The organism is Inquilinus sp. OTU3971 (genome assembly GCF_038440215.1).
Genome location: NZ_JASATH010000110.1, coordinates 1 through 26,354, shown reverse-complemented (window position 1 = coordinate 26,354; position 26,354 = coordinate 1). Strand labels below are relative to the sequence as shown.

24 protein-coding genes and 1 tRNA gene are annotated in these 26,354 nt (G+C 69.7%); 21 read left to right on the top strand and 4 right to left on the bottom strand.

Features of this window, described 5'->3' with window-relative positions:
- On the top strand, positions 1-1,574 hold a 1,574-nt coding region (locus tag AAHM41_RS24665), incomplete at its 5' end, for a trimethylamine methyltransferase family protein (protein ID WP_342239244.1).
- 3 nt (positions 1,575-1,577) lie between these two features.
- On the opposite strand, the gene AAHM41_RS24660 is transcribed toward AAHM41_RS24665, so the two are convergent.
- Both AAHM41_RS24660 and AAHM41_RS24655 read right to left on the bottom strand, forming a co-directional pair.
- A complete protein-coding gene (locus tag AAHM41_RS24660) occupies positions 1,578-2,741 on the bottom strand; it encodes an adenylate/guanylate cyclase domain-containing protein (protein ID WP_342239243.1) in 1,164 nt (387 codons plus the stop codon).
- A gap of 3 nt (positions 2,742-2,744) precedes the next feature.
- Complete coding sequence (locus AAHM41_RS24655) at positions 2,745-3,968, bottom strand: MFS transporter (RefSeq protein WP_342239242.1); 1,224 nt, start codon at positions 3,966-3,968, stop codon at positions 2,745-2,747.
- 158 nt (positions 3,969-4,126) lie between these two features.
- Between AAHM41_RS24655 and AAHM41_RS24650 the strand changes: the two genes are divergently transcribed.
- From AAHM41_RS24650 to AAHM41_RS24615, 8 genes are all read left to right on the top strand, one after another.
- Positions 4,127-5,050 carry a LysR family transcriptional regulator gene (locus AAHM41_RS24650; RefSeq protein ID WP_342239241.1) on the top strand — a complete coding sequence of 308 codons (924 nt, stop codon included), beginning with the start codon at positions 4,127-4,129 and terminating at the stop codon, positions 5,048-5,050.
- A 128-nt stretch (positions 5,051-5,178) separates the two neighbouring features.
- Positions 5,179-5,670 carry a formate dehydrogenase subunit gamma gene (locus AAHM41_RS24645; protein ID WP_342239240.1) on the top strand — a complete coding sequence of 164 codons (492 nt, stop codon included), beginning with the start codon at positions 5,179-5,181 and terminating at the stop codon, positions 5,668-5,670.
- A complete protein-coding gene (locus AAHM41_RS24640; RefSeq protein ID WP_342239239.1) occupies positions 5,667-7,235 on the top strand; it encodes a formate dehydrogenase beta subunit in 1,569 nt (522 codons plus the stop codon). The genes AAHM41_RS24645 and AAHM41_RS24640 overlap by 4 nt, the downstream gene beginning before the upstream one ends.
- A 12-nt stretch (positions 7,236-7,247) precedes the next feature.
- Entirely contained in the window at positions 7,248-10,094 is a 2,847-nt protein-coding gene (gene fdhF, locus AAHM41_RS24635; RefSeq protein WP_342239238.1) for a formate dehydrogenase subunit alpha, read from the top strand.
- A gap of 2 nt (positions 10,095-10,096) precedes the next feature.
- Positions 10,097-10,921: a formate dehydrogenase accessory sulfurtransferase FdhD gene (gene fdhD, locus AAHM41_RS24630; protein WP_342239237.1), complete on the top strand. Its 825-nt coding sequence runs from the start codon at positions 10,097-10,099 to the stop codon at positions 10,919-10,921.
- Complete coding sequence (locus tag AAHM41_RS24625; protein ID WP_342239236.1) at positions 10,918-11,133, top strand: formate dehydrogenase subunit delta; 216 nt, start codon at positions 10,918-10,920, stop codon at positions 11,131-11,133. Before fdhD ends, AAHM41_RS24625 begins: the two co-directional genes overlap by 4 nt.
- Before the next feature lie 214 nt (positions 11,134-11,347).
- On the top strand, positions 11,348-12,418 hold the full coding sequence (locus tag AAHM41_RS24620) for a DUF2252 family protein (RefSeq protein WP_342239235.1): 1,071 nt from the start codon (positions 11,348-11,350) through the stop codon (positions 12,416-12,418).
- A 21-nt stretch (positions 12,419-12,439) separates the two neighbouring features.
- On the top strand, positions 12,440-12,769 hold the full coding sequence (locus AAHM41_RS24615; RefSeq protein ID WP_342239234.1) for an L-rhamnose mutarotase: 330 nt from the start codon (positions 12,440-12,442) through the stop codon (positions 12,767-12,769).
- Positions 12,770-13,055: 286 nt separating this feature from the next.
- On the opposite strand, the gene AAHM41_RS24610 is transcribed toward AAHM41_RS24615, so the two are convergent.
- Positions 13,056-13,132, bottom strand: a tRNA-Pro gene (locus AAHM41_RS24610).
- Between the two features lie 65 nt (positions 13,133-13,197).
- On the bottom strand, positions 13,198-14,202 hold the full coding sequence (locus AAHM41_RS24605) for a polyprenyl synthetase family protein (protein ID WP_342239245.1): 1,005 nt from the start codon (positions 14,200-14,202) through the stop codon (positions 13,198-13,200).
- Positions 14,203-14,358: 156 nt separating this feature from the next.
- Between AAHM41_RS24605 and AAHM41_RS24600 the strand changes: the two genes are divergently transcribed.
- The 12 genes from AAHM41_RS24600 (at position 14,359) to murB (ending at position 26,243) form a co-directional block, all read left to right on the top strand.
- Positions 14,359-14,577: a putative signal transducing protein gene (locus tag AAHM41_RS24600; RefSeq protein WP_342239233.1), complete on the top strand. Its 219-nt coding sequence runs from the start codon at positions 14,359-14,361 to the stop codon at positions 14,575-14,577.
- Between the two features lie 4 nt (positions 14,578-14,581).
- Positions 14,582-15,313, top strand: coding sequence for a tRNA1(Val) (adenine(37)-N6)-methyltransferase (locus AAHM41_RS24595; RefSeq protein WP_342239232.1), 732 nt, complete (start codon positions 14,582-14,584; stop codon positions 15,311-15,313).
- Positions 15,314-15,398: 85 nt separating this feature from the next.
- On the top strand, positions 15,399-16,238 hold the full coding sequence (locus tag AAHM41_RS24590; protein WP_342239231.1) for a S49 family peptidase: 840 nt from the start codon (positions 15,399-15,401) through the stop codon (positions 16,236-16,238).
- Between the two features lie 8 nt (positions 16,239-16,246).
- A complete protein-coding gene (locus tag AAHM41_RS24585) occupies positions 16,247-16,471 on the top strand; it encodes a hypothetical protein (RefSeq protein WP_342239230.1) in 225 nt (74 codons plus the stop codon).
- Positions 16,472-16,530: 59 nt separating this feature from the next.
- Positions 16,531-16,827, top strand: a complete 297-nt coding sequence (locus AAHM41_RS24580) for a CopG family ribbon-helix-helix protein (RefSeq protein ID WP_342239229.1) — start codon at positions 16,531-16,533, stop codon at positions 16,825-16,827.
- The gene (locus AAHM41_RS24575; protein ID WP_342239228.1) at positions 16,817-17,104 is read left to right on the top strand and encodes a type II toxin-antitoxin system RelE/ParE family toxin; all 288 of its coding nucleotides are present in this window, start codon (positions 16,817-16,819) and stop codon (positions 17,102-17,104) included. Before AAHM41_RS24580 ends, AAHM41_RS24575 begins: the two co-directional genes overlap by 11 nt.
- A 93-nt stretch (positions 17,105-17,197) precedes the next feature.
- Positions 17,198-18,073, top strand: a complete 876-nt coding sequence (locus tag AAHM41_RS24570; protein WP_446719486.1) for a glycine--tRNA ligase subunit alpha — start codon at positions 17,198-17,200, stop codon at positions 18,071-18,073.
- A gap of 11 nt (positions 18,074-18,084) precedes the next feature.
- Positions 18,085-20,292 carry a glycine--tRNA ligase subunit beta gene (gene glyS, locus AAHM41_RS24565; RefSeq protein ID WP_342239226.1) on the top strand — a complete coding sequence of 736 codons (2,208 nt, stop codon included), beginning with the start codon at positions 18,085-18,087 and terminating at the stop codon, positions 20,290-20,292.
- A gap of 582 nt (positions 20,293-20,874) precedes the next feature.
- A complete protein-coding gene (ppdK, locus tag AAHM41_RS24560; RefSeq protein WP_342239225.1) occupies positions 20,875-23,550 on the top strand; it encodes a pyruvate, phosphate dikinase in 2,676 nt (891 codons plus the stop codon).
- Positions 23,550-24,467 carry an alpha/beta hydrolase gene (locus tag AAHM41_RS24555; RefSeq protein WP_342239224.1) on the top strand — a complete coding sequence of 306 codons (918 nt, stop codon included), beginning with the start codon at positions 23,550-23,552 and terminating at the stop codon, positions 24,465-24,467. Before ppdK ends, AAHM41_RS24555 begins: the two co-directional genes overlap by 1 nt.
- The gene (locus tag AAHM41_RS24550) at positions 24,464-25,186 is read left to right on the top strand and encodes a DUF1194 domain-containing protein (protein ID WP_342239223.1); all 723 of its coding nucleotides are present in this window, start codon (positions 24,464-24,466) and stop codon (positions 25,184-25,186) included. Before AAHM41_RS24555 ends, AAHM41_RS24550 begins: the two co-directional genes overlap by 4 nt.
- A gap of 46 nt (positions 25,187-25,232) precedes the next feature.
- The gene (murB, locus tag AAHM41_RS24545) at positions 25,233-26,243 is read left to right on the top strand and encodes a UDP-N-acetylmuramate dehydrogenase (RefSeq protein WP_342239222.1); all 1,011 of its coding nucleotides are present in this window, start codon (positions 25,233-25,235) and stop codon (positions 26,241-26,243) included.
- Positions 26,244-26,354: the final 111 nt, after the last annotated feature.

The following is a 26,354-nucleotide window of genomic DNA, read 5'->3' as shown; positions in this document are numbered from 1 at the left end:
CCCCCCCCGCGCGGCGCCCCCCCCCCCGGCGCCGGGGGGGCGGGGCGGGCGGGCGGGGCCGCGGCGGCGCCGAGGCCCGGCGGGCCCTGCGCCGCGGCGGTGGGCTGCAGCAGCTGAAATACATCTCGCGCAAGATCCCGCTCTACGAGGTGCTGAAGACCGACGGGCTGGAGCTGATCGAGCACAACGCCGACACGGTGCTGGAGGAGATCGGCCTCGAGTTCCGCGACGACGAGGAGACGCTGGAGCTGTGGAAGGCGGCCGGTGCCGACGTCAAGGGCACCCGCATCCGCTTCCCGCGCGGCCTGTGCCGGCAACTGGTGCAGGCGACCGCGCCGCGCGAATTCACCCAGCATGCGCGGAACCCGGAGCGCACGGTGCAGATCGGCGGCGGCAACACCGTCTTCGCCCCGGTCTACGGCCCGCCCTTCATCCGCACCCTCGACGAGGGCCGCCGCTACGCCCGGATCGAGGATTTCCGCAACTTCGTGAAGCTCGCCTACATGACGCCGGCCATGCACCATTCCGGCGGCACCGTGTGCGAGCCCGTCGACCTGCCGGTGAACAAGCGGCATCTCGACATGGTCTATTCCCACATCAAATACTCCGACAAACCCTTCATGGGCTCGGTCACGGCGCCGGAGCGGGCGGAGGACACGGTCGCCATGGCGCGGCTGGTGTTCGGCGAGCAGTTCGTCGACCAGAACTGCGTGCTGATCAGCCTGATCAACGCCAATTCGCCGATGGTGTGGGACGGCACCATGCTCGGCGCCTTGAAGACCTATGCCCGCGCCAACCAGGCGGTGATCGTCACCCCCTTCATCCTGGCGGGCGCCATGGCGCCGGTGACCAGCGCCGGCGTGCTGACCCAGACCCTGGCCGAGAGCCTGGCCGGCATGGCCACGGCGCAGCTGTGCCGCCCCGGCGCGCCGGTGGTGTTCGGCTCCTTCGCCAGCTCGATCTCGATGCAGTCGGGCGCACCGACCTTCGGCACGCCGGAGCCGGCGCTGGTGCTGTACGGCGCCGCCGCCCTGGCCCGGCGCCTCGGCGTGCCGTTCCGCTCCGGCGGATCGCTCTGCGGCTCCAAGGCCCCGGACGCGCAGGCGGCGTTCGAGAGCGCGAACACCCTGCTGCCGACCATGCTGGGCGGCGTGAACTTCGTGCTGCACGCCGCCGGCTGGCTCGAAGGCGGCCTGGTCAGCTCCTATGAGAAGTTCATCCTCGACACCGACCAGCTCGGCATGATGCAGGTGATGGCCGAGGGCATCGACCTCAGCGAGAACGGCCAGGCGATGGACGCGATCCGCCAGGTCGGCCCGGGCAGCCACTATCTCGGCTGCGACCACACCCAGCGCAACTTCGAGACCGCCTTCTACCGCTCGACCGTCGCCGACAACAACTCCTACGAGCAGTGGGAGGCCGAGGGCCGGCAGGACGCCTCGCAGCGCGCCAACAGGATCTGGAAGCGGATGCTGGAGGAGTATGAGGCGCCGGCGATCGACCCCGCGATCGACGAGTCGCTGCAGGACTTCATGCGCCGCAAGAAGGACAGCATGCCCGACGCCTTCACCTGAGGCCTATTCGGGACTCCAGGCGAACAGCTCCAGCGGCTCGGCGAAGCCCTTCAGCGGATGCGGGCCGATGCTGCGGCTGCCGGGCCGGTCCAGCAGCGCCGCGAAGTGCTGTGACATCAGCAGCGGCTGGCCGGTTGTGGCGCAGGCGGTCTGGATCCGGCTGACCAGGTTGACGTCGCGGCCGATCACGGTGAAGTCCAGCCGCCCGCCGGAGCCGATGTTGCCGTAGGCGACCTCGCCATGATGCAGCGCCACGCCGGCGGCGAGCGGCGTCCCGGCCTGGGAGACGGAGTGGATGCTGGCCAGGGCCTGGCGGGCCGCCTCGAAGGCCGCGGCGCAGCTGGCCGCAGGCCCGTCCTGGTGGTGGAAGAACGCCAGCACGGCGTCGCCCATGAACTTCAGCACCTCGCCGCCGGCAGCGGCGATCGGCGGCACCAGCTGGTCGAAATAGAGGTTGAGCCGGTCCAGCATCTGCTCCGGCGGCAGCCGGTTCGACAGCACGGTGAAGTCGCGCAGGTCGCACAGCAGCAGCGCCGCCTTCAGCGTCTCGACGTCGCCGCGCCGGATATGCCCTTCCAGGATGCGCCGGCCGGTGATCGGGCCGACATAGGTGTCGAGCAGCGTCGCCTCGGCCAGCCGCAGCACGCGGATCTCGCAGGCGCCGCGCAGGGCCGGGGCGATGCGCTGCAGCAGCGCGCGGCCCTCCGGCCCGAAGCCGTCCGGTTGCCGCGTGGCGAAGACGGCCGCGCTGGCCGGGCCCTGGCCCATGACCAGCGGCACCACCTCCGCCACCGCCAGGCCGCGGCCCTGGAAGAAGTCCAGCTCCTCCAGCCCGGCCATCTCCTCCGGCGTCGCCAGGCTCAGCCACGCCCGTCCCTCGGTGGCCCGCCGGATCGGGTTGTTGGCGAAGAAGGGCAGGCGTTCGATCGAGTTCTCACGGTCGCGCAGCTCCACCGGTTCGCCCTCGGTCCAGGCCAAGGTGCGGGCCAGGATCTGCGGATGCAGCGTCCGCAGATGCAGGCTCAGCCGGTCGAGCGGCAGGCCGAGCGCGCGCAGCCGCCGGCCGAGCCCGGCCAGCATCGCGGCATCCACGGCGTCGTGGCATTCGTCGCCCGACAGCCATTCGATCAGCTCGGCGACGCCGGTCGGTGCGGGATGGGTCATCATTCGTCAGCCTGACAGGGTCTGCGCCTTGCGCAGGGCAGGGAACAGCCGCATCCACAGCAGCGCGACCACGACGGTGCCGACGCCGCCGAGGATGCCGGCCGGCACGGCGCCGAGCAGCCCGGCGGCCATGCCGGATTCGAACTCGCCGAGCTGGTTCGAGGTGCCGATGAACAGCGAGTTCACGGCGCTGACCCGGCCGCGCATCCCGTCCGGCGTCAGCAGCTGGACCAGCGAGCTGCGGATCACCACGCTGACATTGTCGGCGGCGCCGAGCACGGCCAGCGCCACCAGCGACACGGCAAGGCTGGTGGAGGCGGCGAAGACCACGGTGGCGGCGCCGAACACGATCACCGCGGCGAACATCTTGTGGCCGACGGCGCGGCGCAGCGGCACCCGGGTCAGCACCGCCGACATGATCAGCGCCCCGACGGCGGGGGCGGCGCGCAGCAGGCCCAGGCCCCAGGGGCCGGTCTGCAGGATGTCATGGGCATAGATCGGCAGCAGCGCCGTGGCCCCGCCCAGCAGCACGGCGAACATGTCGAGCGAGATGGCGCCGAGGATCATCGGCTGGCTGCGGATGAAGGCGATGCCGGAGAACACCGAGCGCAGCGTCGCCGGCTCGCGCCGCGGCGGCGGCCGTTCCAGCCGCATCAGCAGCATCAGCCCGCCGGCGCCGAGGAAGCTGGCGGCGGCGACGGCGAAGGGGACGGTGGTGCCGACGGCGTAGAGCAGCCCGCCGACCGACGGGCCGACGATCGTCGCCGTCTGCATCGCGGAGGAGGAGACGGCGAGCGCGCGGGGCAGGATGCCGGCCGGCACCACCGCCGGCAGCAGCGCCGCCATGGTCGGCTGCTCGAAGGCGCGGGCCGCGCCCAGCACCAGCACGGCGGCGAAGATGCCGGGCACGGTCAGCCAGCCGTCCAGGACGCCGAGCGCCAGCACCACCAGCGTCGCGCCCTCGACGAACAGGCAGATCTGGACGATCCGGCGGCGGTCGTAGCGGTCGGCGACATGGCCGACCAGCAGCGTCAGCACCACCATCGGCAGGAACTGGAACAGCCCGACCAGGCCCAGCGTGTAGGCGCTGCCGGTCAGGGCGTAGGCCAGCCAGCCGATGGCGACAGCCGACATCTGGAAGCCGATGGCGGACAGCACCCGCGCGCCCCAGAACACCAGAAAGGAGGGATGGTCGAGCAGGCGGTCGCTGCCCAGGGCTGTCGTCGTCACGGGATCGCGGTCTCGAATGCGGAGGGCGGCAGCTTAACGGCCGCATCACGGAGGACCAATCGAAAGGGCGCCGGGCTGACCCGCTCCGCGCTCCGCTGTTGCGGCCGGGGCAGAGGCGTCCGATAACCATGCGTTATCAAGTCGCATTCGGAGGCCCGATGGTCATCCGCCAGCTCGAATACCTCGTCGCGCTCGCCCGCGAGAAGCATTTCGCCCGTGCGGCCGAGGCCTGCCGCGTGTCACAGCCGGCGCTGTCGACCGCCCTGCGCCAGCTGGAGGAGGAGCTGCAGGTGCCGATCGTCGAGCGCGGCCACCGCTTCCAGGGCTTCACCCGCGAAGGCGCCTTGGTGCTCGACTGGGCCAAGAAGATCCTGGCCGACCGCGACGGCCTGGCGCAGGAGCTGGCGATGCTGCAGCAGGGCCTGGCCGGCAAGCTGCGGATCGGCGTGGTGCCCTCGGCCCTGCCGATCGTGTCGCAGATCACCGGGCCTTTCGCCCAGGCCCATCCGATGGTCACGGTCTCGGTGCTGTCGCAGACCTCGATCCAGATCGAGGCCGGGCTGGAGAATTTCGAGATCGATGTCGGCGTCACCTATCTCGACAACGAGCCGCTGCGCCATGTCCGCAGCCTGCCGCTGTACCAGGAGGACTACATCCTGCTGATGCCGGCGGAGCAGGCGGCGGCATCGCGCCGCACCATCCGCTGGGTCGAGGCGGCGGAGCTGCCGCTGTGCCTCTTGACCCCGACCATGCAGAACCGGCGGATCATCGACGGCATCTTCCGTTCGGTCGGCCGCTCGCCGCGGGCGGCGGTGGAGACCGACAGCATCATCAACCTGTGTTCGCATGTCCGCTCCGGGCCCTGGTCCAGCGTCATGCCGCGGGCGCTCTTGCACCTGTTCGGGGTGCCCGCCGGCACCCGCGCCCTGCGCCTGATCGAACCGGCGGCGACCCGCACCATGGGTCTGGTGATGGCCGATCGTGATCCGCCCTCGCCTTTGGCCCGCGGCCTGTTCGACACCGCCCGCGACCTGGATCTCGACGCCGAGCTGCAGGCCACGCCGCTTGACCCGGCTTCTTGATAAACAACGGTTATCAATTCATCCGGGCTTTGTATTTGAATCTGGTATACGCCCCCGCCCATCCTAAATTATTCGGGTGGCAGCCAAGGGCCGCCCGGTCCAACGAACCCGATAAGGGAGTGGGACGGATGCCCGAGCACCGGGGCTGGGACGCCGAGGTGGCGCGAGACGTGATCGCATCGCATGGTGCGACCGAAGGGCCCTTGTTGCCCATCCTGCACGACCTGCAATCGGTCTTCGGCCATGTGCCGCGCGAGGCGGTGCCGCTGCTGGCCGACGCGCTGAACCTGTCCCGCGCCGAGGTGCACGGGGTCGCCACCTTCTACCATGATTTCCGGGCCGAGCCCGCGGGCCGCCACGTGCTGAAGCTGTGCCAGGCCGAGGCCTGCCAGTCGATGGGCGCGCGCGACCTGGCCGAGCATCTGCGGCGGCGGCTCGACATCGGCCTGCACGAGACCACGGCGGACGGCCGGATCACGGTCGAGCCGGTCTATTGCCTCGGCAACTGCGCCTGCGCCCCGGCGGCGATGGCGGATGGCGAGCTGGTCGGGCGGATCGACGCCAAGCGCCTCGACCGCATCGTCGACAAGATGGAAGGCTGGGGGGAGGCCGGGCGATGAAGGTCTTCGTTCCCCGCGATGCCGCCGCCGTCTCGGTCGGCGCCGATGACGTCGCCCGGGCGATCCAGGCCGAAGCCGCCGCCCGCGGCATCGAGCTGCAGCTGGTCCGCAACGGCTCGCGCGGCCTGCTCTGGCTGGAGCCCTTCGTCGAGGTCGAGACGCCGGCCGGCCGCATCGGCTACGGCCCGGTCGCGGCCGAGGACGTGCCCGGCCTGTTCGCCGCCGGCTTCGCCGAGGGCGGCGACCATGCGCTGCGGCACGGCCGGCCGGAGGAGATCCCCTACCTCGCCAAGCAGCAGCGCCTGACCTTCGCCCGCTGCGGCATCACCGACCCGCTGTCGCTGGACGATTACGAGGCGCATGACGGGCTGAAGGGCCTGCGCGCCGCCCTGGCGATGGAGCCGGCGGCGATCGTCGAGATGGTCACGGCCTCCGGCCTGCGCGGCCGCGGCGGCGCCGGCTTCCCGACCGGCATCAAGTGGCGCACCGTGCTGCAGGCCCAGGCCGACCGGAAATACATCGTCTGCAACGCCGATGAGGGCGACAGCGGCACCTTCGCCGACCGCATGATCATGGAAGGCGACCCCTTCCTGCTGGTCGAGGGCATGATCATCGCCGGCATCGCCACCGGCGCCACCAAGGGCTTCATCTACATCCGCTCGGAATATCCAGCAGCGGTGGCGGCGATGAACGCGGCGATCGACATCGCCTATCAGCGCCGCGTGCTCGGCCCCAGCGTGCTCGATAGCGGCAAGCGCTTCGACCTCGAGGTCCGGGTCGGCGCCGGCGCCTATATCTGCGGCGAGGAGACCTCGCTGCTGGAGAGCCTGGAGGGCAAGCGCGGCATGGTCCGGCCGAAGCCGCCGCTGCCGGCGCTGAAGGGCCTGTTCGGCAAGCCGACGGTGATCAACAACGTGCTGTCGCTGACCTCGGTGCCGATCATCCTCGACAAGGGCGCCGCCTTCTACGCCGATTACGGCACCGGCCGGTCGCGCGGCACCCAGCCGCTGCAGCTGGCCGGCAACGTCAAGCGCGGCGGGCTGATCGAGGTCGCCTTCGGCCTGACCCTGCGCGAGCTGATCGAGGGCTTCGGCGGCGGCACCGCCAGCGGCCGGCCGTTCCGCGCGGTCCAGGTCGGCGGCCCGCTCGGCGCCTACTTCCCGGACAGCCTGCTCGACACCCCGCTCGACTACGAGTCGATGGCGGCGAAGAAGGGCATGCTCGGCCATGGCGGCGTCGTGGTGTTCGACGACAGCGTCGACCTCGCCGTCCAGGCCCGCTTCGCCATGGAGTTCTGCGCCATCGAGAGCTGCGGCAAGTGCACGCCCTGCCGTATCGGCTCGACCCGCGGTGCCGAGACGATCGACAAGATCATCGCCAACCGGGACACCGGCGGGCGCGAGCTCGGCCGCAACCTGACGCTGATCGAAGACCTCTGCGAGACCATGCTGGACGGGTCGCTCTGCGCCCTCGGCGGCCTCACCCCCTATCCGGTGCTCAGCGCCCTGACCCATTTCCCCGATGATTTCGACCGCGCGCCCGCCCCGGCGCAAGCGGCCGAGTAAGGAGGCCATCCGATGGCTCTCGTGACGGAACAGGATTTCGGGACCCCGGCGCGGATCTCGCCCAACATGGTGACGCTGGAGATCGACGGCGAGGCCGTGACCGTGCCCGCTGGCACCTCGGTGATGCGCGCGGCGGCAGAGATCGAGACCGCGATCCCGAAGCTGTGCGCGACCGACAGCCTGGAGCCCTTCGGCTCCTGCCGGCTCTGCGTCGTCGAGATCGAGGGGCGGCGCGGCACGCCGGCCTCCTGCACCACGCCGGTCGAGCCCGGGATGAAGGTCCGGACGCAGTCGCCGAAGCTGGCCAAGCTGCGCCGGAACGTCATGGAGCTCTACATCTCCGACCACCCGCTGGACTGCCTGACCTGCGCCGCCAACGGCGATTGCGAGCTCCAGGACATGGCCGGCGTCGTCGGCTTGCGCGAGGTGCGCTACGGCTATGACGGCGCCAACCACCTGGTCGGCGAGAAGGACACCTCCAACCCTTATTTCACCTTCGACCCGACCAAATGCATCGTCTGCTCGCGCTGCGTCCGGGCCTGCGAGGAGGTTCAGGGCACCTTCGCCCTGACCATCGACGGCCGCGGCTTCGGCTCCTTCGTCTCGGCCGGCCAGGATGACGGCTTCAAGGAGAGCGAGTGCGTCTCCTGCGGCGCCTGCGTCCAGGCCTGCCCGACCGCGACGCTGATGGAGAACAGCATCATCGAGGCCGGGCAGCCGGAGCATTCGGTGGTGACCACCTGCGCCTATTGCGGCGTCGGCTGTGCCTTCAAGGCCGAGATGCAGGGCACCGAGGTGGTGCGGATGACGCCGTACAAGGACGGCAAGGCCAATCACGGCCACAGCTGCGTCAAGGGCCGCTTCGCCTGGGGCTACGCCACCCACAAGGACCGGATCACCAAGCCGATGATCCGGAAGCAGATCACCGATCCGTGGCGCGAAGTGTCGTGGGAGGAGGCGATCGCCTATGCCGCCTCCGAGCTGAAGCGGATCCAGGCCACCTACGGCCGCGATTCGATCGGCGGCATCACCTCGTCGCGCTGCACCAACGAGGAGACCTACCTCGTCCAGAAGATGATCCGCGCCGGCTTCGGCAACAACAACGTCGACACCTGCGCCCGGGTCTGCCACTCGCCGACCGGCTACGGGCTGGGCCAGACCTTCGGCACCTCGGCCGGCACCCAGGATTTCGACAGCGTCGACGAGAGCGACGTGATCGTGGTGATCGGTGCCAACCCGACCGATGCCCATCCGGTCTTCGCCAGCCGGATGAAGCGCCGGCTGCGCGAGGGCGCCCGGCTGATCGTGGTCGATCCGCGCCGCATCGACCTGGTGAAGTCGGCCCACATCAAGGCCGACCACCACCTGCCGCTGAAGCCCGGCACCAATGTCGCGGTCGTCAATGCGCTGGCGCATGTGATCGTGACCGAGGGGCTGGTGGCGGAGGACTATGTCCGCGAGCGCTGCGACATCGCCGAGTTCTCGCGCTGGGCCGAGTTCATCGCCGATCCGCGCCACTCGCCGGAGGCGGTGGAGGAGCTCACCGGCGTGCCGGCGGCCGAGCTGCGGGCGGCGGCGCGGCTCTACGCCACCGGCGGCCGGGCCGCGATCTATTACGGCCTCGGCGTCACCGAGCACAGCCAGGGCTCGACCATGGTCATGGGCATGGCCAACCTGGCGATGCTGACCGGCAATATCGGCCGGCGCGGCGTCGGCGTGAACCCGCTGCGCGGCCAGAACAACGTCCAGGGCTCCTGCGACATGGGGTCCTTCCCGCACGAGTTCCCGGGCTATCGCCATGTCTCCGGCGACGAGGTCCGGCAGCTGTATGAGGAAATGTGGGGCGCCGCGCTGTCGGCCGAGCCGGGGCTGCGTATCCCCAACATGCTCGACGCCGCGGTCGATGGCGGGTTCAAGGGCCTGTATGTGCAGGGCGAGGACATCGCCCAGTCCGATCCGGACGTGAAGCACGTCACGGCCGGGCTGGCGGCGATGGAATGCGTCATCGTCCAGGACCTGTTCCTGAACGAGACCGCCAGCTACGCCCATGTGTTCCTGCCCGGCTCCTCCTTCCTGGAGAAGGACGGCACCTTCACCAACGCCGAGCGGCGGATCAGCCGCGTCCGGCGCGTCACCCCGCCCAAGGCCGGCTATGCCGACTGGGAGGTGACGATGCTGCTGTCCGAGGCGCTGGGCTACAAGATGGGCTACACCCATCCCAGCGAGATCATGGACGAGATCGCCCGCACCACCCCGACCTTCAAGAACGTCTCGTACCAACGGCTGGACGAGCTCGGCTCGGTGCAGTGGCCGTGCAACGACGCGGCGCCGGAAGGCACCCCGATCATGCATATCGACCGCTTCGTCCGTGGCAAGGGCCGGTTCATGATCACCGAGTTCGTGCCGACCGAGGAGCGCACGGGGCCGCGCTTCCCGCTGGTGCTGACCACCGGCCGCATCCTCAGCCAGTACAATGTCGGCGCCCAGACAAGGCGCACCGACAACATCGCCTGGCATGCCGAGGACGTGCTGGAGATCCATCCGTCCGACGCCGAGAACCGCGGCATCCGCGACGGCGACTGGGTGGCGCTGGCCAGCCGGTCGGGCGAGACCAGCCTGCGGGCGAAGATCTCCGACCGGATGCAGCCGGGCGTCGTCTACACCACCTTCCACCATGCCGAGACCGGCGCCAACGTGGTTACCACCGACTATTCCGACTGGGCCACGAACTGCCCGGAATACAAGGTGACGGCGGTGCAGGTGCGACGGGTCAACCACCTGTCCGACTGGCAGGTCGCCTATCGCGAGCTGCGCGAGAAGACGATCCGGATCGAGCGCCCGCAGGAGGCGGCTGAGTAACCATGGCCCTGCCTCCGACCGACCTGCGCCTGCCGGCCCGGCGGCTGACCCGGGACGACCGGGCCGAGCCGGTGGAGGAGGTGGTCGCGGCCGAGGTACCGGTGGCGCTGGTCTATAACGGCCTGTCCTATGCCGTGATGATGGCGTCGCCGGCCGATCTCGAGGATTTCGCTCTCGGCTTCAGCCTGACCGAAGGCCTGGCCGAGGCGCCGTCCGACCTGACGGTCGAGGAGGTCGTGGCCGACGAGGAGCGCGGCGTCGAGGTGCGCATGGCGCTGCGCGGCGCGCAGTTCTCGCAGATGCTGCAGAAGGTGCGCAACATTACCGGCCGCACCGGCTGCGGCATCTGTGGCACCAGCGACCTCGACACCCTGCACGGCCGCAAGCGCCGCGCGCCGAAGCCGATCGAGGTCGAGCGGGCGGCGGTACGCCGGGCGCTGCGCGACCTCGACGGGCTGCAGGACATCCGCAGCCGCACCGGCGCGGTCCATGCCGCGGCCTGGGCCGACCGCGAGGGCCGGATCCGGCTGGTGCGCGAGGATGTCGGCCGGCACAACGCGCTCGACAAGCTGGTCGGCGCCCTGGCCGGCGCGGACATCGATGCGGGGCAGGGCTTTTGCGTCATCACCAGCCGCTGCAGCTTCGAGATGGTGCAGAAGACGGCTGCGGCGGGGATTCCGATCCTGGTCGCGATCTCGGCGCCGACGACGCTGGCCATCGATACGGCGAAGGCGGCCGGCGTCACCCTGATCGCCTTCGCCCGCGGCGACGGCATGACCGCCTACACCGATTTCTCTTCCCTGCTTCCAGCCAAGGTCGAAGCATGAGCGGCAGCTCCGACAAGATCACCCGCATGGCGAACCAGATCGCCAGCTTCTTCGCTTCCTACCCCAAGGAGGAGGCGGTGGCCGGCGTGCGCAAGCACATCAAGGATTTCTGGGAGCCGCGGATGAAGGACCAGATCCGTGCCCAGGTGGCGGCGAAGAACGCGGCGCTGAACCCGCTGGTGGTGGAGGCGGTCGAGACCCTGCCACGCTGAGAGACCGGTCGGAAACGCTACTGGCGCGGCCGTCTGACGGCGGTTTCTGCGCTTCCGGTGCTCACGGACTCAAACGTCCGCTGCGCGCCGGTTCTCGAAACCGCCGCCAGCCGACTCTCGCCAGCGCATTTCCAACCGGTCTCTGACGCGCGCGTCCCGGTGGACGGCGGGCCGCGGCCGACTATGATGTCGGCCGGGCAAAGCCGGGGGCCGCATGGGGTCGATCACCGCGTCGGTCAAGCGCTACGAGGTCTGGCTCGAGGAGCAGCTCGGCCGACAGCTCGTCCAGGCCGACCTCGACCGCAAGCATCGCCGGATGGAGGAGAGCGACTTCCTCTTCCTGCGCGCCACCTGCTTTCGCTGGACCGAAACCGCGCATGAGCTGTGCCCCGGCCTGATGGAGACGCCGCGCGTGGTCGCTGTGGGCGACGCCCATATCGGCAATTTCGGGCTGTGGCGTGACGCCGACGGTCGCCTGGTCTGGGGGGTGAACGACTTCGACGAGGCGGCGGAGACGCCCTATGCGCTCGACCTCGTCCGCCTTGCCGCCAGCGCCGTGCTGGCGCGCGGCCGCGACCGTTCGGTCTCGCCCGACGAGATCTGCGCCGCCATCCTCGGTGGCTATGTCGAAGGCCTGCGGGCACCGGCCGCCTTCGTGCTGGAGCGCCGGCATCTCTGGCTGCGCGACCTGGTGCTGGCCAGCGACGAGGAACGCGAGCGGTTCTGGTCGGCGCTGGAACAGCTGCCGCGCGCCTCGCCGCCGCGCGGCTATCGCGACGTCCTGGCCGCGGCCATGCCTGATTCGGATCTGACCATGGCCACCGCCCAGCGCGTGGCGGGGCTCGGCAGCCTGGGCCGGCCGCGCTGGGTCGGCATGGCCGACTGGCATGGCGGCCCGGTGGCGCGCGAGGCCAAGCCGCTGCTGCCCTCGGCGTGGTCCCTGGTCCAGGGGGGCGACCGCAAGATGCGCTTCGCCGAGATCGCCTTCGGCAAGTTCCGCGTCGCCGACCCCTGGCTGAAGCCGCGTAAGGGCATCCTCGTCCGCCGGCTGGCGCCGAACAGCCGCAAGCTCGATTTTCCGGCGCTGGCCGATCCCGGCCTGATGCGCCGCCTGCTGACGGCGATGGGGGCGGAGCTGGCCAACCTGCACTCCGCCCGCCGCTCGCGCGCTCGTGCCGTCGCCGAGGATCTCGAGGCGCGCAAGCCGGCCTGGCTGCGCGACGCCGCCGGCAGGGTGGCCGAGGCGGCGCGGCAGGACCGGGTCGCGTGGCGAGGCCGGCGCTGAGGATGGGCCAGGGAGAGAGCGATGCAGCGCATGGGCATGTGCATAGGGCTGAAGCCGGAAGCGGTGGCGGAGTATCTGCGGCTGCATCAGGCCGTGTGGCCGGAGGTGCTGGCGACGATCAGCGCCTGCCATATCCGCAACTACACGATCTTCCTGAAGCAGCCGGAGAACATCCTGTTCGCCACCTGGGAGTATCACGGCGTGGATTTCGCCGCCGACATGGCGCGGATGGCGGCCGACCCGAAGACCCGGGAGTGGTGGGCGCTGTGCTCACCCTGCCAGGAGCCGTTCGAGACCCGGGAGGAGGGGGAGTGGTGGGCGATGATGTCGGAGGTGTTCCACCACGACTGACAACCGGGCGCCTGCCGTGAATCGCTCGTGAACCGGGTAATTTCGCGTCGCGGAATTCCGATGCGGCCCTCCCATATGGGGGTGTCGGGACCTTGTCGGATCAAAGATAGTCCGACTTACCACCTCGACCCGGTCGGGGTGGCCGGCGAAGGCTTCGCCGGACTGACTCCATTGCTCCACTTCAGGGCCGGCCCGCACCGCAACCGGGCCGGCCTCTTTTATCTCCGGGGCAGGAGGCAGAAAGAGAAACGGCGCCTCGGGAGGGCGCCGTCGAACCGGTTGGAAATGGTCGGAGTGAGAGGATTCGAACCTCCGGCTTCTACGTCCCGAACGTAGCGCTCTACCAGGCTGAGCTACACTCCGTTGCACCGGCGGTTGGGCTTATAGCGAGACTGGCGGGGGGCCGCAAGGCCTGTGTCGCAGTTCCGTCAGAAATCTCGCTCGACCACGAACTCGACCACGTCCTCCAGCGCGGTGCGCATCGGCGAGGCGGGCAGCAGGCGAATGGCGCGCAGGGCGTTCTCGGCATGGGACCGCGCGGCCGCCATGCTGTCGGCCAGCGCGCCGTGGCGCTGCAGCAGGGCCACCGCGTGGTCGAGATCCTTCTGCTCGGCCTGCTCGCCTTCCTCCAGCGTCCGCCGCCAGAAGGCGCGCTCCTCCTCGCCGCCGCGCTCCATGGCCAGGATCACCGGCAGGGTGATCTTGCCCTCGCGGAAATCGTCGCCGATGGTCTTGCCCAGGCGGGCCTGGCGGGCGGAGTAGTCCAGCACGTCGTCGACGATCTGGAAGGCGATTCCCAGCTCGGTGCCGAAGCTGCGCATGGCGGCGCATTCGGCCGGGCTGCGGTCGGCCACCACGGCGCCGATCTCGCAGGCCGCGGCGAACAGCTCCGCCGTCTTGGCGCGGATGATCCGCAGATAGGTGTCGCGGCTGGTCACGGTGTCGTGCGCCGCCGACAGCTGCAGCACCTCGCCCTCGGCGATCACCGCCGAGGCGTTGGCCAGGATGCGCAGCGTGTCGACCGACCCGTCCTCGACCATCACCTGGAAGGCGCGGGAGAACAGGAAGTCGCCGACCAGCACGCTGGCCTGGTTGCCGAACACGACATTGGCCGAGGCCTGGCCGCGGCGCAGGTCGCTCTCGTCGACCACGTCGTCATGCAGCAGGGTGGCGGTGTGGATGAACTCGACGGCGGCGGCCAGGCCGACATGGCGCTGGCCGCGATGGCCGCACAGCCGGGCCGAGGCGAGGGTCAGGACCGGACGGATGCGCTTGCCGCCCGAGGCGATGAGGTAGCCGGCCAACTGCGGGATCAGCTCGACCGAGCTCTGCATCCGCTCCAGGATCAGGGCGTTCACCGCCTCCAGATCCTCGGCGACGAGGGTCGTCAGGCGGTCGAGCGCGCCGGAATCGGTGGTCGGCTCCGGCGGCAGGGACTCGGCTCTCGTCGCTCCAAGACTGGCGGTCAAGCCCGGCTCCTCAACATCCACATTCCGATCTCCGGCACCGGCCTGCAGCGGGGCAGCGATCCGGACCGGATTGTGTCACCATGACCCTTGTGTGCGCTGCATAAACGAGAAATGGGCCCCGTGAAAGAGCTTCTGCGAACCAATGACCCGGTCCGGCTGTCCTTCCTGACGGCGCTGCTGACCGATGCCCGGATCGAAAGCGTCATTCTTGATATGCACACATCCGTGCTGGAAGGAAGCCTGGGCATCTTGCCGCGCCGCCTGATGGTGGCGGTCGATGATTGGGCCAGGGCGCGCTATGTCCTTCAATCCGCGGGGGAAAGCCTGCCGGATGCCTGAGGGGGTGAGACCGGCGGCCGGCGAGGACCGGCTGCTCGGCGGGCGGGTCCGCCTGCTGCAGCCGCGGGACGGCTACCGCGCCGCGATCGATCCGGTGCTGCTGGCCGCCGCGGTGCCGGCGGTGCCCGGCGAGCGGGTGGCCGATCTCGGCTGCGGCGTCGGCGCGGCGCTGCTCTGCCTCGCCGCGCGCTGTCCGGAGGTGTCGGTCACCGGGGTCGAGCGCGATCCCGGCCTGGCGGCGCTGGCGCGCCAGAATCTCGAGCTGAACGGGCTGGCCGGCCGCGCCGCGACCGTCGAGGGCAGCGTCGCGGACCCGATACCGGGCGCGCCCTTCGACCGGGTGATGATGAACCCGCCCTTCCTGCCGCCCGGCCGCGGCCGGGCCTCCGCCCACCCGGTCAAGGCGGCGGCGAATGTCGAGGCCGGGCTGGATCTCGCCGGCTGGGTCGCCGCCGCGGCGCGGGTGCTGAAGCCGCGCGGCTGGCTGACCTTGGTCCACCGCGCCGACCGGGTCGACGAGATCTGCGCCGTGCTGCAGCCCGGCTTCGGCGCGCTGACCCTGTTCCCGCTCTGGCCGAGGGCCGGGGAGCCGGCGCGGCGGGTGCTGGTGCAGGCCCGGCGGGGCGGCCGGTCGCCCGCGGTGCTGGCCGCCGGGCTGGTGCTGCACGAGGCCGATGGCGGCTACACCCCGGCGGCGCAGGCGGTGCTGCGCGACGCGGCGCCGCTGGTGCTCTGAAGCGCCGGACCTTTTGAAATCGCGACCTGGCGGGCCATATCCTGCCCGGTATCGTGGCGGCAACCAACCGATCGAGAGCGCAACCATGGGTCTTCTGTCCCGACTTCCCTTGCTCGGCCGCGGCGACGGGCCGCTGGTCACCGTTCTGCCGCTGCGCGGCGTGATCGGGGGCGGGCGCGGCTTCCTGGCCCAGGGCCTGTCGATGGAGAAGCTGGCCCGCCCGATCGCCGCCGCCTTCAGCCCCAAGCGCCTGGCCGCGGTGGCGCTGCTGGTGAACTCTCCCGGTGGATCGCCGGTGCAGTCCTCGCTGATCGCGCGCCGCATCCGCGACCTGGCGGAGGAGAAGAAGGTCCCGGTCTACGCCTTCGTCGAGGACGTCGCCGCCTCGGGCGGCTACTGGCTGGCCTGCGCCGGCGACGAGATCTGGGTCGACGACAGCTCGATCATCGGCTCGATCGGCGTGATCTCGGCCGGCTTCGGCTTCCAGGACGCGATCGCGCGCATCGGCGTCGAACGCCGGATGCACACCGCCGGCACGCGCAAATCGATCCTCGACCCGTTCCAGCCCGAGCGGTCGGAGGACGTGGCCAAGCTGGAGGAGCTGCAGCGCGAGATCCACGCGGCCTTCATCGCCCATATCCGCGCCCGCCGCGGCGGGCGGCTGACGGCGGACGATGCCACCCTGTTCAGCGGTGAGTTCTGGACCGGGGCCAAGGGGCGGGCGCTGGGCCTGGCCGACGGCATCGGCCATGCCCATGCCGTGCTGCGCGCCAAGTTCGGGCCGAAGGTACGGCTGAAGCTGGTGCAGCAGCCGACCGGCTGGCTGCGCCGCCTGACCCGGGCCGACAGCCTGGCCGCCGCCGCTGTGGACAGCGCCGTCGGCGCGGTGGAGGATCGGCTGCTCTGGTCCCGCTACGGGATGTAAGGACATAGATGCTCAGCAAGATCCTCGTCGCGATTGTGCTGGTGGTCGGCGTGCTCTGGCTGATGGGCATGGCCCGCCGCGTCGGCGTCGCCCGCGATACGGCGGCGCGACGCGATGCGCTGTCGCAGCAGCACCGCGCCCGCAAGGCGCAGAAGGGCACCGAGGACCTGGTCCGCTGCCCGAGCTGCGGCGCCTACCACGCCGACGGCCTCAGCCATCGCTGCGAGGGGTGAGTTTGCACTGATTCTGTCAGTGCGCTATTCTTGCACGGTTCGTGCAGGGAGCCCGTTCGATGGCAGATACCAACTTCACCTTCCGCGTCGACGAGGATCTGAAGGCAGAGTTCGCCAGGGCCGCCAGAGCCAATGATCGCCCGGCATCCATCCTGTTGCGCGACTTCATGCGCGACTATGTGAACCGGAACCGGGAGAAGCTGGAGCACGACGCTTGGTTCCGTGCCGAGGTGGAGCAGGGGCTGCGCGAGGCCGACGATCCGGCCACGAAGTGGATTCCGCATGAGCAGGTCGTGGCGGAGACCCGGGCCCTGATCGATCGCATCGCCGCTGAGAAGAAGCGGCGTGCGGGTTGAGTGGTTGCCGCCTGCGCAGCAGAACCTCGCCGAGATCGTCGGCTACATAGCCGCCGACAACTCCGTCGCGGTGGCCTATAAGGTGCACGGCGAGATCACCGGGCAGGTAGACCATCTTCGGGACAACCCGTATCTCGGACGGCCTGGCCGCATAAAGCGAACCCGTGAACTGGTAATCAACCGGACGCCCTGCATCGCCGCCTATCGCATCGTCGGCGAGGTTGTGCAGGTGATCCGCGTGCTGCACGGCGCCCAGCGCTGGCCCAGACGGTTCTGATCTCTCCGCTGCTTGAAGCCTCCCGCCCGGCGCCCTATGGTGCGCCGCCTCCTTCCAGCGCCAGCCCGAGACATGCCGCCCCGAGACTTCCCAGTGGTCGCCCCACCCCCGAAGAGTTTCCAGGAGATCATCCTGCGGCTGCAGAATTTCTGGGCCGCCCAGGGATGCCTGATCCTGCAGCCTTACGACATGGAGGTCGGCGCCGGTACCTCGCATCCGGCGACGACGCTGCGGTCGCTCGGTCCCGACCGGGTCTGGAACTGCGCCTATGTCCAGCCGTCGCGCCGGCCGAAGGATGGGCGCTACGGCGAGAACCCGAACCGGCTGCAGCACTACTACCAGTTCCAGGTGCTGATGAAGCCGGCGCCGGCCGACGCCCAGGACCTCTACCTGCAGAGCCTCTACGCTCTCGGCATCAATCCGGCGCTGCACGACATCCGCTTCGTCGAGGACGACTGGGAGAACCCGACGCTGGGCGCCTGGGGCCTCGGCTGGGAGGTCTGGTGCGACGGCATGGAGGTGACCCAGTACACCTATTTCCAGCAGGTCGGCGGCATCGAATGCGACCCGGTCCCGGTCGAGCTGACCTACGGGCTCGAGCGGCTGGCGATGTACCTGCTGAACGTGAAGAGCGTCTACGACCTGCCGTTCAACGACCCGCAGACGCCGGGCGCCAAGCGCTATGGCGAGGTGTTCCTGCGGGCCGAGCGGGAATACTCGGCCTATAATTTCGAGCATGCCGACACCGCCATCCTGCTGCAGCACTTCAAGGATGCGGAGCAGGAGTGCAAGGCGCTGCTGGAGCGCCGCCTGGCGCTGCCGGCCTATGACCAGTGCCTGAAGGCCGGCCACAATTTCAATCTGCTCGACGCCCGCGGCGTGATCTCCGTGGTCGAGCGCGCCGCCTATATCGGCCGCGTGCGCGACCTCGCCCGGGCCTGCTGCCGACTCTGGCTGGACGCGGCCTGAGGGGGGCTGACATGGCTGAATTCCTGCTCGAACTCTTCTCCGAGGAGATCCCGGCCCGCATGCAGGCGCGGGCCGCGGAGGACCTGAAATCCCTCGTCACCGACGCGTTGAAGGCGGCCGGGCTGGCCTTCGGCCGGGCCGAGGCCTTCGTCACGCCGCGGCGCCTGGCGCTGGTGGTCGACGGCCTGCCGGCGGTGCGCCCCGACGTGGTCGAGGAGCGCAAGGGGCCGAAGGTCGACGCGCCGAGCCAAGCGATCGACGGCTTCCTGAAGGCGACCGGCCTGACGCTGGAGCAGTGCGAGCAGCGCGACACGCCCAAGGGCAAGATCTGGTTCGCCAACCTCACCATCCCGGGCGGCCCGACCGCGGACCTGCTGCCGGAGGTGATCCGCAAGGCGATCCTCGGCCTGCCCTGGCCGAAGTCGATGCGCGCGGCGGAGCAGGTGGTGCGCTGGGTGCGCCCGCTGCACCATGTGCTGGCGCTGTTCGACGGCAAGGTGGTGCCGTTCCGCTACGACCTGCACAAGCCGGACATCGACGGCTCGGGCGAGGGGGCGAAGGAGGCCGTCGGCTCGACGGTCGGTCATCGCTTCCTGGCGCCCGGCCGGATCACGGTCAGCGGCTTCGCCGACTATCGGGCGAAGCTGCGCGACGCCTATGTCGTGCTCGACCGCGAGGAGCGGAAGGCGCTGATCCGCGAGCAGGTCGAGGCCCAGGCCAAGGCCGCCGGCCTCACGCTGCGCGACGATCCGGGCCTGCTGGAAGAGGTGGCGGGGCTGGTCGAATGGCCGGTGGCGCATCTCGGCCGCATCGACGACGCCTTCATGGCGGTGCCGGAGGAGGTGCTGGTCACCTCGATGCGCACGCATCAGCGCTACTTCGCCCTGGAAGGGGCGGACGGCACGCTGGCGCCGCGCTTCGCCGTGGTCGCCAACACCGAGACCAGGGACGGCGGCACCACGGTGATCGATGGCAACGAGCGGGTGCTGCGCGCCCGCCTGTCCGACGCCAAGTTCTTCTGGGACCAGGACCGCAAGACCCCGCTGGAAGGCCGGGTGAAGGATCTCAAGTCTATTACCTTCCACGCCAGGCTGGGGAGTGTTGCGGACAAGGTCGAGCACATGGCGGCGCTGGCCGTCTGGCTGGCGCCCAAGCTCGGCGCCGACCCGGCCGAGGCCGACCGTGCCGCGCGGCTGGCCAAGGCCGACCTGACCTCCGAGATGGTCGGCGAGTTCCCGGAGCTGCAGGGTCTGATGGGCCGCTACTATGCTTTGGCCCAGGGCGAGGCGCCGGCGGTGGCCGAGGCGATCGCCGACCATTACAAGCCGGTGGGGCCGGGCGACCGCTGCCCGACCGCGCCGGTGTCGGTCGCCGTGGCGCTGGCCGACAAGCTCGACACCCTGGCCGGCTTCTTCGCCATCGACGAGAAGCCGACCGGCAGCCGCGACCCCTATGCCCTGCGTCGGGCCGCACTGGGGGTGATTAGGTTAATCGTTGAAGGTAGATATAAGCTTGGTTTGAGAGAGATTCTCAGGTTTGCGGATAGCCTTCAGCCTAAGGATCAGGCAGCTGATTCTGAAAATAAGCCGATGATCTCCGCTATCTCGATAAAATCTATGCCGACGACCTCTGCGATCTCAATGGAATCAAAGTTATCGATGACATTCGAATCGTATGAGCCGGTGATGGATTTCATTTTGGGGCGGTTAAGGTATACGGATGCCGCAAAGGCTTGTCGTCACGATGTAATTGAAGCGGTGCTTGCCCTTGCTGAGGAGGACGATCTCCTAAGATTGCTGGCCCGGATCGAGGCGCTACAGGGTTTCCTTGACAGCGAAGATGGCTCGAATCTCCTTACGGCCTACCGGCGAGCACGCAACATCGTCCGTATCGAGTGCAGGAAGGATGGAGGCGTCGAGGCTGATGAACTGAAGTTCTTCGGCGAGGTCGATCCCGGCCGCTTCGCCATGGCCGAGGAGCGGGCGCTGTTCGAGCGGCTGGAGGCGGATGCGCAACCGCTGAAGGCTGCGCTGGCCGCTGGCGATTTCGCCGGAGCGATGACCATGCTGGCCGGCTGGCGGCCCGCGGTCGACGCCTTCTTCGACGCGGTGCTGGTCAACGACCCGGACGCGGCGCTGCGCCGCAACCGCCTGGCTCTGCTGGAGGACCTGGCGCGCTCGATGGACGCGGTCGCCGACTTCTCGCAGGTGGAGGGGTAGCGGTCGCGTTCGCATTTATGCTAACCCGACTGCTGTTCCATCGTCGCGTCGAAACCGTGTCCCAATGCACGACGACGTGGCATTCGGTCGCGACGCCGATGGCGGTACGGCAATCGGATGAATTGTGCCGAACCGACATTCGGGACAGATTCGTTCATATGTTCCGATGGAGGCGACGGCATCGGCATGCGGGCGCCGGGTTCACGGATCACTCCTTATCAGATATGCCCGCTTATCGAATGCGCGCAGATTTCCGTCATCGTCCTTAGCAATTCCAGAATTGGTCATGTTGCATTGCAAAACCATAAAACTCTGAGGAATTCCGCGGTTTTTCTCAGCTTGACTTCGTCGCCTCGCTGCGCTGCAAGACACGGAACACGCGCGGGGATCGAACCGTTGTTCCCGCTGCGCTGGATCGAGGCGGAGGTACGATGATTCCGACCGCAAGGGCTCTGGAAGGCGGCCGTCTGACCGTCGCCTGCCCGATCGCCCGGTCGGGAGCCGGCGTACCGCTTCCGTCGTTTCCGGTCTAAGATCGGGACCAACGTCTCCCACGAACGCCAAGGCGGAGAATCGAACGAAATGACCAAATGGGTCTACGGCTTCGGGAACGGCAAGGCGGATGGCCGCGCCGACATGCGCAACCTGCTTGGCGGCAAGGGGGCCAATCTCGCCGAGATGAGCGTTCTGGGGCTGCCGGTGCCACCCGGATTCACCGTCACCACCGAGCTCTGTTCGCATTACTACGACCACAACCGGTCTTATCCGGACGAGCTGGACGGCCAGGTCCAGGCCGCGCTCGGCCAGATCGAGACGATCGTCGGCGCCAAGTTCGGCGACAAGACGAATCCGCTGCTGGTCTCGGTCCGCTCCGGCGCCCGCGCCTCGATGCCGGGCATGATGGACACGGTGCTCAATCTCGGCCTGAACGACGAGACCGTCGGCGGCCTCGCCGCCCGCACCGGCGACGAGCGCTTCGCCTATGACAGCTACCGCCGCTTCATCCAGATGTATGGCGACGTCGTGCTGGGGGTGGAGCATTATCGCTTCGAGGACGAGCTCGAGGGCATCAAGCGCGAGCGCGGCGTGTCGCTCGACACCGAGCTGACGGCCGCGGACCTGAAGACCCTGGTCGACCGCTACAAGGGTGTGGTCCAGACCGATCTTGGCAAGCCCTTCCCGCAGGACCCGAAGGACCAGCTGTGGGGCGCGGTCGGCGCCGTGTTCGGCTCCTGGATGAACCAGCGGGCGATCACCTACCGGCGCCTGCACGACATCCCGGCCAGCTGGGGCACGGCGGTGACCGTCCAGGCCATGGTGTTCGGCAATATGGGCGACGACTGCGCCACCGGCGTCGCCTTCACTCGCAACCCGTCGACCGGCGAGAACGCCTTCTACGGCGAGTATCTGGTCAACGCCCAGGGCGAGGACGTGGTCGCCGGCATCCGCACGCCGCAGAACCTGACCAAGGTGTCGCGCGAGCAGGCGAGCAGCGACCTGCCGTCGATGGAGGAGACGATGCCGGAGACCTTCCGGCAGCTCTGCGACATCCGCGACCGGCTGGAAGGCCATTATCGCGACATGCAGGACATCGAGTTCACGGTCCAGCAGGGCCGGCTCTACATCCTGCAGACCCGCAACGGCAAGCGCACCGCCGCCGCAGCATTGCGCATCGCGGTCGAGCTGGCCGAGGCCGGCGTGATCGACCAGCGCGAGGCGGTGCGCCGGGTCGAGCCGCAGGCGCTCGACCAGCTGCTGCACCCGACGCTGGACCCGAAGGCGAAGCGCGAGGTCATCGCCAAGGGCCTGCCGGCGTCGCCCGGCGCGGCCTCGGGCAAGATCGTGCTGACCGCGGACGAGGCCGAGACCCTGGCCCAGATGGGCGACAAGGTGATCCTGGTGCGCGAGGAGACCAGCCCCGAGGACATCCACGGCATGCACGCCGCCGCTGGCATCCTGACCACCCGCGGCGGCATGACCAGCCACGCGGCGGTGGTGGCCCGCGGCATGGGCCGGGCCTGCGTCTCCGGCGCCGGCGAGCTGCGCATCGACACCAAGGCGAAGACCGTCTCGGTCGGCGGGGTCACGCTCAAGGCCGGCGACGTCATCACCATCGACGGCGCCGCCGGCGAGGTGATGAAGGGCGAGGTGCCGACGGTGCAGCCCGAGCTGTCCGGCGACTTCGCCAAGCTGATGGGCTGGGCCGACGAGGTGCGGCGGATGAAGATCCGCACCAATGCCGAGACCCCGCTCGACGCCCGCACCGCGCGCAAGTTCGGGGCCGAGGGCATCGGCCTGTGCCGGACCGAGCACATGTTCTTCGAGGCCGACCGCATCACCGCCGTGCGCCGCATGATCGTGGCCGAATCGGTGGAGGCGCGGAAGGCGGCGCTGGCCGAGATCCTGCCGATGCAAAGGCAGGATTTCGTCGAGCTGTTCACCATCATGAAGGGCCTGCCGGTCACCATCCGGCTGCTCGATCCGCCGCTGCACGAATTCCTGCCGCGGACCGAGGAGGATCTCGAAGAGGTCGCCCGGATCGCCGGGGTCGATCTCGGCCGGGTGCGGCACCGCACCGCCCAGCTGCACGAGAGCAACCCGATGCTCGGCCATCGCGGCTGCCGTCTCGGCATCTCCTTCCCGGAGATCTACGAGATGCAGGCGCGGGCGATCTTCGAAGCGGTGGCCGAGGTCAAGACCGCGTCCGGCGAGACGGTGACGCCGGAGATCATGATCCCGCTCGCCTTCTCGAAGAAGGAGCTCGACATCCTCAAGGCCGCGATCGTGGCGGTGGCCGCGGCGGTCGAAAAGGAGAAGGGGATCAAGCTCGACTACCTCATCGGCACCATGATCGAGCTGCCGCGCGCCGCGCTGCGGGCGCATGAGCTGGCGGAGACCGCGGAGTTCTTCTCCTTCGGCACCAACGACCTGACCCAGACCACCTTCGGCATCAGCCGCGACGACGCCGGCACCTTCCTGCCGGACTACACCCGCGCCGGCATCCTGGAGCAGGACCCCTTCGTCACCCTCGACCGCGACGGGGTGGGCGAGCTGGTGTCGCTGGCGGTGGAGCGCGGCCGCAAGACCCGCCCGGGCATCAAGCTCGGCATCTGCGGCGAGCATGGCGGCGACCCGGCCTCGATCCATTTCTGCGAATCGGTCGGGCTCGACTACGTCTCCTGCTCGCCCTACCGGGTGCCGATCGCCCGCCTGGCCGCGGCGCAGGCGGCGCTGAAGGCCGAGGTCAAGGCCGAATAGTGGATCTCGCCGCCGCGCCCCGCACCGATGTCCTGACGATGCCGGATGGGGCGCGGCTGCGCTGGGGCGCGTGGCCGGAGCCGGAGGGACGGGTGCGCGGCACCGTGCTGATCCTGAACGGCCGCAGCGAGTTCATCGAGAAGTATCGCGAGACCGCGGGCGAGCTGATCGCCCGCGGTTTTCGCGTCTTCGGCTTCGACTGGCGCGGCCAGGGCCTGTCGTCCCGTACCCCCACGGGCGACGAGACCGGCCATTACGACAGCTTCGATCCGCTGGTGCGCGACGCCGCGCTGATCGCCGACCAGGTGGTGCGGCCGGCAGGGGAGGGGCCGCTGATCCTGCTCGGCCATTCCATGGGCGGGCACTTGGCGCTGCGCCTGCTGGCGGCCCGGCCGGACCTCGCGGCCGGCGCGATTCTGACCGCGCCGATGGTCATGCCGATCGCCCAGTCCTATGCACGTCAGGCGGCGCGGCTGCTGTCGCCGATGGCGGCTGTCCTGGGCCGTGGCCGCCGCTATGCGCCGGGCGAAGGCGGCTACGACGCACAGCGCCTGCTCGATCCGCGGCGGCTCCTGTCCAGCGACCCGGTGCGCAACCGGATTCAGGCCAACTGGTTCCGCGACCATCCGGACTACCGCGTCTCGGGCATCACCTGGGGCTGGCTGGCCGCGGCCTTCCGGTCCTCCGCGGCGATCACGCGCGAGGCGCCGTCGATCCGGGTGCCGGTGCTGATGCTGCTGGCCGGGCAGGAACGGCTGGTCGACAACGCGGCCTCCCGGCGGGTCGCCCGATTGCTGCCGCAGTGCCGGGTCAGCGTCTATCCGGACGCCCGGCACGAGATCCTGATGGAACGCGACGACATCCGAAGCGCCTTCTGGCGCGACGCCGACGATTTCCTGGCGACGCTGGCGCCATGAGGCGGCGGCATTTCGCCGGCTGGCTGGCGGGCGCGCTGCTGGCCCGGCCGCTTCTGGCTCAGACCCCGGAGCCGGCTCCGCAGCCATCGCCGGAGCCCAAGTCTGCGCCGGCCGGAGAGCCGGTTGATCTCGAGCTGGTGCTGCTGGTCGACGCCTCGGCCAGCATTTCCACCGGCGCGCTCGACTTCCAGCTGCGCGGCCATGCCGCCGCCTTCCGCGACGACAAGGTCAAGGCGGCGATCGCTGCCGGCCCGCGCGGCGGCATCGCGGTGACGCTGGCGCGCTTCGACGGCCCGCACACCCTGAAGCTGCTGCTGCCCTGGCGCCGCCTCGCCAGCGCCGCCGATGCCGACGCCTTCGCCGAGGCGGTGCTGACGGTGTCGGCGGGGCAGGAGACCGGGTCGACCGCGATCGGCAGCGCCGTACTCGATGCGCTCGAGCTGTTCAAGGGCAGCGGCTTCGACGGCCCGCGCCAGACCATCGACATCGTCTCGAACGGCTTCTCCAACGCCGGCATCGATCCCACGCTGGCCCGCGACGCGGCGGAGGCGGCCCATGTGACGGTCAACGCGCTGGTGATCCTCGACGAGTACGACTGGCTCGAGGGCTACTACCGGCAGCAGGTGATCGGCGGCATCGGCGCCTTCGTCCGCACCGCCGAGGGCCGCGACAGCTTCATCCAGGCGCTGATCGCCAAGCTGATCGACGAGATCGTGTGAGGTTCGGCGATTGCCCGCAGGCGGCCCCCACCCTAAAGCTGTGCCCATGTACCAGATCCTGACCGATCACCCGCTGCAATCCGCCAACAGCTTCGGCATCGCCGCGCGCAGCCGCTTCGCCGTCGAGATCCGCGACGAGGCCGACCTGCCGGCGGTGCTGGCGGATCCGCGCTTCGCCGACCTGCCGCGCCGGCTGCTGGGCGGCGGCAGCAATGTCGTGCTGACCGGCGATTTCGACGGGCTGACGCTGCTGATGCGGATCCCCGGCCGGCGCCTGGCGGGGGAGAGCGCCGAGGCGGTGCTGGTCGAGGCCGGGGCCGGCGAGGTCTGGCACGATCTGGTGGCCTGGACCATCGCCCAGGGCCAGCCGGGGCTGGAGAATCTGGCGCTGATCCCGGGCACGGTCGGCGCCGCGCCGATCCAGAACATCGGCGCCTATGGGATGGAGCTGGAGGAGCGGTTCGAGAGCCTGCGCGCCTTCGACACCGCGGCCGGCGGCTTCGTCACGCTCGACCGGGCGGCCTGCCGCTTCAGCTATCGCGACAGCCTGTTCAAGCGCGAGCCGGAGCGCTGGATCGTCACGTCTGTCACCCTGCGCCTGCCGCGGCCCTGGGTGCCGGTGACGACCTATCCCGACCTGGCGCGGGTGTTCGGCGACCGGACGGATGCGACGGCGGCGGAGATTTTCGACGCGGTGGTCGCGGTGCGGCGGCAGAAGCTGCCGGACCCGGCAGTGATCGGCAACGCCGGCAGCTTCTTCAAGAACCCGATCGTGCCGGGCGCCCAGTATGACGGCCTGGCCGCCTCCTTCCCCGGCATCGTCGGCTATCTGCAGCCGGATGGAAGGGTGAAGCTGGCCGCCGGCTGGCTGATCGACCGCTGCGGCTGGAAGGGGCGGGCGGTCGGCCGCGCCGCGGTGCATGACCGGCAGGCGCTGGTCCTGGTCAACCAAGGCGGCGCCACCGGAGCCGAGATCCTCGACCTGGCCCGGCAGATCCAGAACGACGTCCGCGCCACCTACGGCGTGGCCCTGGAGCCGGAGCCGGTGATCCTTTAGGGCGGGGCCGCTCTCCCCCTCACCCTCTCGGCCCAAGCGGGCCGGGCCCCTCCCTCTCCCCAAGGAGAGGGAATGGAGCGCTGGCCCAATACCTCTCCATGGGGAGAGGTC

Excerpts from the sequence above, each read along its gene's own strand:
- AAHM41_RS24660 (WP_342239243.1), bottom strand. The coding sequence starts at position 2,741 with ATGATGACCCATCCCGCACCGACCGGCGTCGCCGAGCTGATCGAATGG.
- AAHM41_RS24650 (WP_342239241.1), top strand. The coding sequence starts at position 4,127 with ATGGTCATCCGCCAGCTCGAATACCTCGTCGCGCTCGCCCGCGAGAAG.
- AAHM41_RS24645 (WP_342239240.1), top strand. The coding sequence starts at position 5,179 with ATGCCCGAGCACCGGGGCTGGGACGCCGAGGTGGCGCGAGACGTGATC.
- AAHM41_RS24640 (WP_342239239.1), top strand. The coding sequence starts at position 5,667 with ATGAAGGTCTTCGTTCCCCGCGATGCCGCCGCCGTCTCGGTCGGCGCC.
- fdhF (WP_342239238.1), top strand. The coding sequence starts at position 7,248 with ATGGCTCTCGTGACGGAACAGGATTTCGGGACCCCGGCGCGGATCTCG.
- fdhD (WP_342239237.1), top strand. The coding sequence starts at position 10,097 with ATGGCCCTGCCTCCGACCGACCTGCGCCTGCCGGCCCGGCGGCTGACC.
- AAHM41_RS24625 (WP_342239236.1), top strand. The coding sequence starts at position 10,918 with ATGAGCGGCAGCTCCGACAAGATCACCCGCATGGCGAACCAGATCGCC.
- AAHM41_RS24620 (WP_342239235.1), top strand. The coding sequence starts at position 11,348 with ATGGGGTCGATCACCGCGTCGGTCAAGCGCTACGAGGTCTGGCTCGAG.
- AAHM41_RS24615 (WP_342239234.1), top strand. The coding sequence starts at position 12,440 with ATGCAGCGCATGGGCATGTGCATAGGGCTGAAGCCGGAAGCGGTGGCG.
- AAHM41_RS24590 (WP_342239231.1), top strand. The coding sequence starts at position 15,399 with ATGGGTCTTCTGTCCCGACTTCCCTTGCTCGGCCGCGGCGACGGGCCG.
- AAHM41_RS24585 (WP_342239230.1), top strand. The coding sequence starts at position 16,247 with ATGCTCAGCAAGATCCTCGTCGCGATTGTGCTGGTGGTCGGCGTGCTC.
- AAHM41_RS24580 (WP_342239229.1), top strand. The coding sequence starts at position 16,531 with ATGGCAGATACCAACTTCACCTTCCGCGTCGACGAGGATCTGAAGGCA.
- glyS (WP_342239226.1), top strand. The coding sequence starts at position 18,085 with ATGGCTGAATTCCTGCTCGAACTCTTCTCCGAGGAGATCCCGGCCCGC.
- ppdK (WP_342239225.1), top strand. The coding sequence starts at position 20,875 with ATGACCAAATGGGTCTACGGCTTCGGGAACGGCAAGGCGGATGGCCGC.
- AAHM41_RS24550 (WP_342239223.1), top strand. The coding sequence starts at position 24,464 with ATGAGGCGGCGGCATTTCGCCGGCTGGCTGGCGGGCGCGCTGCTGGCC.
- murB (WP_342239222.1), top strand. The coding sequence starts at position 25,233 with ATGTACCAGATCCTGACCGATCACCCGCTGCAATCCGCCAACAGCTTC.